At 56.1% G+C, this 10,198-nt stretch carries 8 protein-coding genes; 6 read left to right on the top strand and 2 right to left on the bottom strand.

Features of this window, described 5'->3' with window-relative positions; genetic code table 11:
* Positions 1 to 32 precede the first annotated feature (32 nt).
* Both E3E28_RS10235 and E3E28_RS10230 read right to left on the bottom strand, forming a co-directional pair.
* Positions 33 to 509, bottom strand: a complete 477-nt coding sequence (locus tag E3E28_RS10235; protein WP_167914994.1) for an Lrp/AsnC family transcriptional regulator — start codon at positions 507 to 509, stop codon at positions 33 to 35.
* Positions 510 to 536: 27 nt separating this feature from the next.
* The gene (locus E3E28_RS10230) at positions 537 to 1,664 is read right to left on the bottom strand and encodes a tyrosine--tRNA ligase (protein WP_167915426.1); all 1,128 of its coding nucleotides are present in this window, start codon (positions 1,662 to 1,664) and stop codon (positions 537 to 539) included.
* A 123-nt stretch (positions 1,665 to 1,787) separates the two neighbouring features.
* Between E3E28_RS10230 and E3E28_RS10225 the strand changes: the two genes are divergently transcribed.
* From E3E28_RS10225 to E3E28_RS10200, 6 genes are all read left to right on the top strand, one after another.
* The gene (locus E3E28_RS10225) at positions 1,788 to 2,897 is read left to right on the top strand and encodes a CGP-CTERM sorting domain-containing protein (protein WP_167914993.1); all 1,110 of its coding nucleotides are present in this window, start codon (positions 1,788 to 1,790) and stop codon (positions 2,895 to 2,897) included.
* Between the two features lie 71 nt (positions 2,898 to 2,968).
* Positions 2,969 to 4,429, top strand: coding sequence for an ABC transporter substrate-binding protein (locus E3E28_RS10220; protein ID WP_167914992.1), 1,461 nt, complete (start codon positions 2,969 to 2,971; stop codon positions 4,427 to 4,429).
* A gap of 150 nt (positions 4,430 to 4,579) precedes the next feature.
* Entirely contained in the window at positions 4,580 to 6,424 is a 1,845-nt protein-coding gene (locus E3E28_RS10215; RefSeq protein WP_167914991.1) for an iron ABC transporter permease, read from the top strand.
* A 13-nt stretch (positions 6,425 to 6,437) separates the two neighbouring features.
* Entirely contained in the window at positions 6,438 to 7,502 is a 1,065-nt protein-coding gene (locus E3E28_RS10210) for an ABC transporter ATP-binding protein (protein WP_167915425.1), read from the top strand.
* Positions 7,503 to 7,534: 32 nt separating this feature from the next.
* On the top strand, positions 7,535 to 8,113 hold the full coding sequence (locus E3E28_RS10205; protein WP_167914990.1) for a DUF447 domain-containing protein: 579 nt from the start codon (positions 7,535 to 7,537) through the stop codon (positions 8,111 to 8,113).
* A gap of 73 nt (positions 8,114 to 8,186) precedes the next feature.
* Positions 8,187 to 10,196, top strand: coding sequence for a CGP-CTERM sorting domain-containing protein (locus E3E28_RS10200; protein ID WP_167914989.1), 2,010 nt, complete (start codon positions 8,187 to 8,189; stop codon positions 10,194 to 10,196).
* The last annotated feature ends 2 nt before the right edge of the window (positions 10,197 to 10,198 follow it).

Raw genomic sequence — 10,198 nt, 5'->3', positions numbered from 1 at the left:
ACCGCCTCGGTCAGCCGTCCACTCATCACGGCTCAGCGTCGGGAGGCGTCCTCATCGGCGAGCCAACAGTTTTTAAGCTCCTCGACGACGAGGTTCGCCTCGATGAACTTCAGGTTCCTGCCGAACTTCCGCTTCAGGCTCTTCAGGAACTCTTCCAGTTCCGCGGTGTCTCGGAACGTGGCCTTGATGAGCACCTGTGAGTCACCGGTTTTTATGTACAGGAACTCCACGTTGTCGAGCTTCGCTATGTCCCCTATCATGGGGCCGAGCCCCTCGTCGAAGCGCTCGAAGTGCAGGAACACCAAAGCCCTCACGAAGTTCCCGAGGAAAGCAGGGTCAATCACCGCTGAGTAGCCCTTAACCGCCCCGAGCCTTTCGAGCTTCTCAAGTCTGCTCTTCACGCTCGCGGGAGAGAGGTTAACCCTTTTTCCGAGCTCGGTTAGGGTAATCCTGCCGTTTGAGCGAAGGATTCTTAGAATTTCCCTGTCCTTTTCGTCAATCCCTGGCATTTTATCACCGGCAAAGGGAAAGGAAAATCAGCGGGTAATCTTGACCTGCCTCATGAGCTCAAGGGGCTCCGGGTGCTTCTCGAAGTACTCGCGAACCGGCTTGAGGAGCTCGATGAGGTATTCCGCTACCGCGTTCTTGAGGTCGAGCGGGTGGAGCTTTCCTTCCGCGAAGTCCCTCTTGAGCTCCTCGAAGGTGGTGTATGTGACGTCGCCACCGAACTTGGCCGGGCGGTGTATGGTGAACTCCGTCGGCTCCTCGCGGAAGATTATGTACTCCGCCCAGTCGAGGACGGGGTTGTACTTAACTTCTCTCGCCGGGCAGAAGGCCTTCCTGAGCTTTTGCTTAATCTCCTCGGGGCTGTCGTGGATAAATACAGCGGAGTAGGGCTTGCTCTTGCTCATCTTCATCTGGGTCTTGAGCTCTTTGAACTGCTCCTCGCTCTCAATCGGCCAGACCGGCGGTTCCTGCAGGCCAAGGAGGAGGTGGTGGTGTAAAGCAACGGGCTTGAGCTTCTCGCCGTTCCATTCGAGGGCGTGATAGCGGAGCTTCTGGGCAACTTCAATCGCTATGACGTGGGCCTTCCTCTGGTCCATTCCCGCGTGGGCGATGGTAACGCCCTGGTAGAAGATGTCAGCAACTTGCATCGCCGGGTAAATCAGCTTGGCGAAGTCTATCGCCTCTCCCATCTGACGCCCCATTATCGTTATCGAGCGCATCATTCTCGCGAGGGTGACGTTCTTGGAGATGTCTATTACAGTCTGCCAGTAATCACCTTTCTCCAGTATCTCGCTGGCCAGAACGAACTCGACCTTGTCGGGGTCTCCGCCCATCACCTTGATGCTCTGCTTCATTCCCTCCTTGAAGTAACCCAAAGCCACCTTCTGTATGGTCTCCAAATCGCCACCGAGCTTGTCGTTTATCCAGCTGTGCCAGTCAGCAAGGAAAATCCTCGTCTTTATCCCGGCCTTCTGAAGGTCAGCTATCTTCGCTCCGGCCATGAGTCCGGTTCCGAGGTGAATGTAACCGCTGATTTCGAAGCCGATGTAGTGTTGCATCGGGATTCCAACCTCGAAGAGGTGCCTGAGGTTCTCCTCGGTGAGGAGTTCCTCCGTCGGCTTGCGCTTTATGAGCTGAATCCTCTCTTCAACGTCCATCACTACCACCTGAGCCTGAAACGGTGGAAGACTTTAAGGGCTTTGCGGAAGTTTTTCTGGCCCGTTAAACTTTCGGGCGATAAGATTTATAACCGAATCATCGCTAAAGGGGACGGTGATACCATGAAGAAGGTTGCAGTACTGTTGGCGGCAGTTGTTCTGCTGTCGGTTTTTGGGGTGGTTGCCAGCCCAATGGTCAGCGCCGCTGACACCGGCAAGGTTGTCATAGCAGTGGACCTCGCCCACGGCGAGAACCCCAAGGGACTCGACGACGTTACCTACAAGGGCAAGGTTCTGACCCCGGGAATGCTCAAGACCCTGACGCAGTACACCTTCGTTTACTTCGGTGACCCCAAGTACGAGGCGGACCTTGGAATCAAGAGGCTCGGTGACAAAATCACCTACGATGCGCTCAAGAGCAACAACGTTACCATTCTCATCCTCGGCCAGCCGACCAGCCCGCTTCTCCCGGACGAGATTAAGGCCATAAGGCAGTGGCTTGAGGAAGGCGGTAAGGTTCTCTGGGTTGCCGGTGACTCCGACTACGGAAACGGTGCCAAGACCCAGCAGTTCGTTGACAGCCTCCTTGACCAGCTCAACATAACCAACCTCCGCGTTGACCTCGCCTCAGTCGAGGACGCCGTCAGCAACGCCGGTGGAAAGTCCTACCGTGTCATCGCCTACGACGACCCGTGGAAGGACACCCCGAAGAGGGACATCCTCGTCCAGAACCTCAAGTACGGCGGTAAGGTTCTCGCCCACGGTCCGGGTGTCGTTGCCTGGGTCGACGGCAAGGACGGAAGCGGAAACTGGCACCCGCTTACCCCCAACAGCAAGCCCGACGAGGCCTACGTTATAGTCCACTCCAACTCGAGCTCGGACATCACTGAGAACAACGCGCCCGCTGCCAACGCCTACCAGGCTGGCCAGACCGGCGAGTTCCCGATTGTCGCCGCCCAGATTGTCAAGGTTGGAGACAACAAGAAGCCGGACGTCATCATCGTCAGCGGTGAGACCCCGATTGGAGGCTACGAGCCCATGTGGGCCGGCGAGTACTACGGCGTCAAGCTCGACGGTCCGACCGTCATCACCAACATCCTCGAGTGGAGCGTTGAGATGACCAAGGAGGCCCCGACCTCGACCTCAAGCTCGGGCGGAAGCAGCGGAATCTGCGGTCCGGCCTTCATAGTCGGACTCGCCGTCCTGCCACTCCTCCTCAGGAGGAGGAAGTGATTTCCCTCTTTTTTATACCTTTGAACCAACACGCTTTTTAAAGGGAGCCCGAAAAAGGGGTGGGGATTGCCATGAGGCGCATGCTCGGAGTCTTCCTAATACTTGTTTTGGGCCTTAGCGTCGTGGCCAGTGGATGTATTAGCGGTAGCAGTAGCAGTGGTAGCGGTAGCACCGGAACCAGTGGAATCACCCTCGTTATTGTCACGAGACACGATGCTACAATCCAGTACAAGGTCAAGGAGCTCTTCCTCAAGAGCCAGATAGCCAAGGAGTACCACATCACCGACCTGAAGTTCATAGGCGTTCCCGAGTCCCTCTGGCCCGAGTACATTAAGAAGGGCGCCGACGTCGGCTGGGGTGGAGGTCCGACACTCTTCGACGACATGTACAAGATGGGCTACCTCGCGCCGATAACCGACCAGAAGGTTCTCGGTCTCATCGGCAAGCAGATTCCAAAGGAGCTTGCCGGAATGCCCATGATTAGGGAGGACAACGGTAAGGTCTACTGGATTGCGGCGGCCCTCTCGTCGTTCGGTTTCACCGTCAACAAGCAGGTTCTTGAGAAGCAGGGTCTCCCGTTCCCGCACAAGTGGGAGGACATAGCCACCGCTGACTGGGCCCGCGACCCGCCGATGTACGGTATCGCCGACCCGACCAGGAGCACCTCGAACACGAGGATTTACCAGATTATCCTCCAGGCCTTTGGCTGGGACCAGGGATGGAGGATTATGACCCTCATCGCAGCCAACTCCAAGGTCTACGAGGCGAGTGACGCGGTTAGAGATGCCGTCATCAACGGCGAGATTGCCGCTGGAAACACCATCGACTTCTACGGTTACACTGCCATGAAGCAGAACCCGAACTGTGTCTACGTCATCCCGCAGGGTGAGAGTATCATCAACGGTGACCCGATTGCACTCCTCAAGTACAGCAAGCACCCCGAGGCGGCCCAGGCCTTTATCTACTGGGTTCTCACCGAGGGCCAGGCCGTCTGGATGAGCCCGGACATCAACAGGCTTCCGATTAACCCGACCATCTTCAACAAGACCATCACCGAGGAAGAGGCGAAGGTTCTCTTCAACGGCAAGTACGCCGGTGAGACCTTTGCCCAGGCCCGCCCGACCCTCCTCAAGGCGTACAAGCTCTCAATATCGAGCAAGGGCATACCGTTCAACGACAACGAGGCCCTCAAGACCGTGAACGCGCTCCAGTACTACTTCAAGGCCACCCTCATCGACGTTAACGGTCCCCTCCACCAGACCTGGATAGCGATAGTCAACGCCTACAAGAACGGAAAGATAACCAAGGAGCAGTTTGAACAGCTCAAGCAGGAACTCACCGCCCCGATTCAGTTCAAGGACCCCGAGACCGGTAAGATGGTCACCTTCACTGAGGAGTACGCGGCCAAGATAAACGACAAGATTGCCACCGACGCCGGCTTCCAGAGCCAGCTCATGCAGGAGTGGAGGAACGCCGCCCAGGCTAAGTACAACAAGGTCATGGATGACCTCAAGAAGATGGAGGGTAGCTGACCTTTCTTTTCTTCATTTTGACAGGACAAAGTTAAGAAAAGCCATTCTCTCTCCCCGAACTTTCCAGACTCTTTTCAGAAACCTTTAAAACAAGCCCGCAAATCCTAAGGTAGTTGCGAGTAGTTTAAAAACCGCGAGGAGGTAACACTAATGAAGGTCAGCAAGTGGAGTGAAAAGCTCTTCGGAACCCCGTTGCCGGACCCGGTTGTTATAGCGTCCTTCCTGTTCCCCCTGCTGTACCTCATAGCGTTTCTGGTAATTCCAGTTATAGTCATGCTCGGAACGGCCTTCGAGTACAACGGCCACATCTCGCTCTACTGGTTCAAGAGCATCTTTAGTTCGAGCTACTATGTGAACCTCCATCCTGACGGATACCTTGTCAAGACAACGATTTATGGAGGACAGGAGGTCTATCACTTCTCCGGTTGGGACTTCGGTGTCGTCCTCAACTCAATAATCGTTTCAGTGAGCGTCATGATTCTGACAACGCTTCTCGGAACGTTCTTCGCCTTCATAATGGCCCGCTATGAGTTCCCAGGCAAGAACATAATGCGCGTTCTCCTCTTCATCCCGCTCCTCGTTACTCCGTTCGTCAACGTCGTCGTTGTCAAGAAGATGTTCCTTCCGGACGGAATCATCAACTGGATTTTCTACCAGCACCTGCACCTTCTCCCGAAGCCCATATGGATTGACGGTCTCGTCGGTGTCATCATCGCCCAGACTATAACCTACTACCCGATAGTCTACCTCAACGCCTACGCGAGCTTCATCAACATTGACCCGAGCCTTGAGGAGCAGGCCGAGAACCTCGGTAGCAGGGGCTTCCACCTCTTCAGAACGGTCACGCTTCCCCTCGCGATGCCGGGAATTATGGCGGGAGCAATACTCGTCGGCATCTTCAGCCTTGAAGACCTCGCCGCGCCGATAGTCTTCCAGGGAAGTGCCATAGCCAAGAAGCTCATGTCCTACCAGATTTACAGCTCCTTCGTCTCTGGCTTTGCCGTCGGCAACCCGCAGATGGCAGCTTTGGCCTTGATAATGCTCACCATCGCCCTCATAATGTTCCTCGCCGTCCGCTGGTACGTCGGCCTCAAGCAGTACGCCATGCTCAGCAAGGGTGGCAGATGGAAGCCGAGGGTTGCCAAGCCCAAGTGGTGGCAGGCCCTTATCATCGCGTTCGTCGCCGTCCCGCTCCTGCTCATAACCATCTTCCCGCAGATTGGTGTCGTCCTGCTCGCGTTCTCCAAGTCCTGGTACGGCACCTGGCCAACCGGCTTCACCCTTGAGAACATGAAGGCAATAATCACCCAGCCGGACATAGAGCGCGTTATCCTTAACAGCCTCCTCTACTCGACGGTGGCGATAGTCATCATCATCCTGCTCTCGCTTACTGCTTCCTATGCCTCCGGCAGGTTCAAGAAGGCCAAGCTTGCCCCGATACTCGACAGCCTCGCCACCATACCGATAGCCGTCCCCGGAATCGTCATAGCAATGAGCTATTTCTTCTTCTTCTCGACGGTCCCACCGTTCAAGGGAACAATCCTTGACCCCACCAACCTGCTGTACTTCTTCCCGGGAGCGGCGCTCATACTGGCCTACTCCATCAGGCGTCTGCCGTTCGCGGCGCGTTCGATTTCCGCTGGCCTTCAGCAGGTCCACGTTTCACTTGAAGAGGCCGCAATGAACCTTGGAGCAGGAAGGTGGAAGGCACTGACGAGCATACTTCTGCCGATGATTTCCCTCAACCTGCTCGGTGGAGCGATGCTGAGCTTCGTCTACTGTATGAGCGAGACCAGCGTCGGCATCACCCTCGGTTCCATCAACTCAACATGGTACCCGATAACGGCAAAGATGAGGGAGCTCATCATGGGTGCAGTCGGAAGCGCCAACCTCGCCGCGGCCCTCGGTGTCTTCCTCATGCTCGTGCAGATAACGGCCATAGTTATAGCCAACATCATAACCAAGCAGAGGTACTCCTTCATCGGTCTTACCTGAGGTGGTGATTGAGATGGTTGACGTTAAGCTTGAGAACATCGTGAAAACCTTCGATGGAACGACCGCCCTGAAGGGCATAAACCTTCACATAAAGCACAAGGAACTCTTTACCCTGCTCGGCCCGAGCGGGTGTGGAAAGTCCACGACGCTGAGAATTATAGCGGGCCTCGACTACCCTGACAGCGGACACATCTACTTCGGCGACGAGGAGGTCACCTACCTCCCCTCCTACCAGCGCGGTGCCGTTTTGGTTTTCCAGAACTACGCCCTCTGGCCCCACATGACGGTCTTTGACAACGTTGCCTACGGTCTCAAGATTAGGAAAGTGCCCAAGGAGGAAATCAAGAGGAAAGTCGAGTGGGCGCTCGAGCTCGTCAAGCTCAAGGGCTTCGAAAACCGCTACCCGACCCAGCTCTCCGGCGGACAGCAGCAGCGTGTTGCCATAGCCAGGGCGCTCGTTGTCGAGCCGAAGGTCCTCCTCCTTGACGAGCCGTTGAGCAACCTTGACGCCAAGTTGAGACTTGAGATGCGTTCGGAAATCAGGAGAATCCAGCGTGAGCTCGGAATCACCGTCATCTACGTTACCCACGACCAGGAGGAGGCAATGGCCATAAGCGACAGGATAGCGGTTATGAACGTCGGAACCGTCGAGCAGGTTGGAACCCCAAGGGACATCTACGAGAGGCCGAGGACGGAATTCGTCGCGAGCTTCATGGGCAAGACCAACGTCATCCCGGCTAAGGTCGTCGAGAGGAACGGCGACAAGGTCACCGTTGAGTTCGAGAGCTTCCGTCTCGACGGGCTCCACTACACCGAGAAGAGCGACAACGTCGTCCTCGTCATAAGGCCGGAGCGCATAAAGTTCAGGCCCGGCGAGAACACCGTCTCACTTGAGGGAACCGTTGACCTCATCGAGTACTACGGCTTCTTCACCGAGGTCGTCGGTCTCTTCGGCGAGACGAGAATCATAGCCAGGGCAATAAGCGACAAGGAGATAGCCAACCTCAGGCCGACTCAGCCGGTTACCTTCTACGTCGACAGGGACGACATAATCGTTCTCCCCAAGCAGAACCTCTGATTTTTTCTTCTTCATTTGGCCCGGTGGTCGGAATGCTTGACGTTTTCGAGGAGGGCAAGGTTTACGAGGTTCTTCTCGTCACGCGCTCGAACGGTACTCCCGTTGGCGTCGTCCGGGAGGGCGAAAGGCTGAGGTTCAAGCTCTTCCCCGGTAGGAGCTTCCGTGAGATTATCGAAACTGGTAAAGCCTCAATCCAGCTCACCAACGACCCCGAACTGCTCGTCAGGACCGCTCTGAACCTTCCCGTCGAGCTGGAGTTCGTTGAGGCGAACGCCCACCGCTGGATTAAAGGCCTCCCCGGCCTGTACGGGCGGGTGGAGTGGAAGGTCGAGCGCTGGAAGGATGAACTCGGCGAAACGGAGGTTCTGCTCTGCGAGTTTATCCCGGAGGGCGAAATCGAGGGGACGCTACCGGTTAAACCGTTCAGCAGAGCTGACTGCCTGCTAATTGAGATGGCCGTCCTCTTCACGCGCTACCTCGTGAAACCGGAGGAGAAGCTAAGGGCCAGGCTTCTGGAGATGCACTCCCTCTATACACACCTCGGCGGTCGCTCCACTGCTGTGGACCACATGGTATCTTTTTTGACAGAAAATGCTCAAAAAGAACATTAGCGGGCGTCTCGTTGGACAGATTTCAAACGGGAAAGGTTTTAAGCGCCTTTTCTCCCCTTGTACCGGTGATACCATGGCCAGGCGGCTGTTGGCTCTGCTGATTGCGTTTGCAACTGCCCTTTCTGCACTTGGAGCGGTTCCAGCGCTGGCTCAGGACTACTCAACGACCTACAGCGACTACGTTTACCTGCCCGCGCCCGTTGTTCCGGCGTTCGCCATCCCCGGAGGCACCTTCAAGCTCTATCCCAAAGAAGGTGTTCAGGTTGAGTCAGTGACAGCTGTTTCAGTCCTTCACGGCCCGTATGACCTTCAAATAGTTTCCAAGGACGACAATTCAGTCACCCTTCAGACCCCGGATGACATTGCCCCGGACGACTACTTCCTCCTCATAAAGACCAACAAGGGAACTCTCGTTCTCCCGAACGGTCTCAAGGTCTTCAAGGAGTGGCCGAAGACCCTCAAGATTGCCTGGACGAGTGACACCCACGTCACCACCGGTGCAAAGGTCGGTTTCGTCTGCGGACCGTACTTCCAGAGCAACGTCTACAAGCTTGAGGAGATGTGCTCCAACCCGATTCCGCTCCACAGCGTTGTGGCAACTTACAGCGCCTACCAGTACTGGGCAATGAACGGTGCTACCATAATGATAAACACCGGTGACGAGGTCGACACCAGCGGTGACGTTACCGGATACCAGATAATCTACAACATAACCAAGCTCGCCTCCGCTTCCGGCCTTCCGGTCGTTGGAATCAAGGGCAACCACGACGACCCGCCGACCGTTTACACCCAGGTTCTCGGTCCCAAGTACTTCTACGTCACCATCGGCAAGTTCATCATAATCGGCCTCGACACCGGAGGAGACCGCGGTTACCCGACGATGGACGAGATTGAGTGGATGGAGAAGGTTCTCGACGAGCACAAGGGTTACATTCCGATAGTCCTCTACCACCACCCGTACTTCTTCAACCCGCGCTGGAACTACCTCGGCGGTGTCATCCAGGGCCTTGACCCGAGCACCGATTGGGACCAGCTTAAGGAGTACGTCAGTCGCTACTGGGGTGCCGACCAGGAGGTCGCGAAGCGCTTCCTTGAGGACGTCGTTAAGTACAACATCCCGCTCACGATGAGCGGTCACATCCACCACGACATGTACTGGCTCTACATCGACAAGGAGGGCCACAAGCACTACTTCCTCACCCTCACCTCGACCGGCGCTCCCGACAAGGAGCCGAACCCACCGGCCAACCCGAGGCACAGCCCGACCTGGTACGGAAGCAACCTCGTTGTTATCAGCGAGAACGGTAGCGTTGAAATGCCCTACACCCCGGTTAAGATTGAGAACGACAAGGTCAGGAGCGACTTCATCAGCGTTCCCGTTCCGCAGGAGTTCATGATATTCAAGCACCAGACCAGCATGGGAACTATTCTCAAGTTCATCAACGAGCTCAACAACAGCGTTACCGGCCCTATTGTCATCCCGGTTCCAGCCAACGCCAAGGTCGACCCGAGCGTCACCAACGTCACCTACAAGGTTATAGCCTCAAGGGAGATAGCCGGCCAGTACTACATGCTCCTCAACGTGACCGTTCCTAAGGGTGTCTCCCAGCTCGTCGTTGACACCGGAAAGGACACCGAGAAGCCGGTCGTTCAGATTGCCTACCTCCAGCCCAGCCACCCCAAGCCAGACTCACAGTTCACCGTTTACTTCACCGCCCAGGACAACCTTGGCATCAGGGACCTCTACGCGGTTCTCTACGACTCAAACGGCAACATCGTCAAGTACGGCAAGGTTGATAAGTTCCCGGCCGAGCCCTCAAGCGGAAAGCCCGGCGATACCTTCTACATCGTCGAGCTTCCGGGACTCAAGGCCGGCAAGTACAAGCTTGAGATAGTGGCCGAGGACTTCTACGGAAACAAGGCCGTCGTCACCAAGGAGCTCAACATAGCCGAGAGCAAGCCACCCGCGAGCACGAGTCCAACCACTACCACCACTGCCACTACCTCCAAGAAGGGTATCTGTGGTCCTGCCTTAATCGTCGGACTTGCCATAGTGCCACTCCTCCTCAGGAAGAGGCGCTGAGC

It is taken from the genome of Thermococcus sp. 21S9 (assembly GCF_012027635.1).
Taxonomy (GTDB): Archaea; Methanobacteriota_B; Thermococci; order Thermococcales; family Thermococcaceae; genus Thermococcus.
The sequence above is the reverse complement of the archived record's forward strand: the minus strand, read 5'-3'. Positions and strand labels throughout refer to the sequence as shown.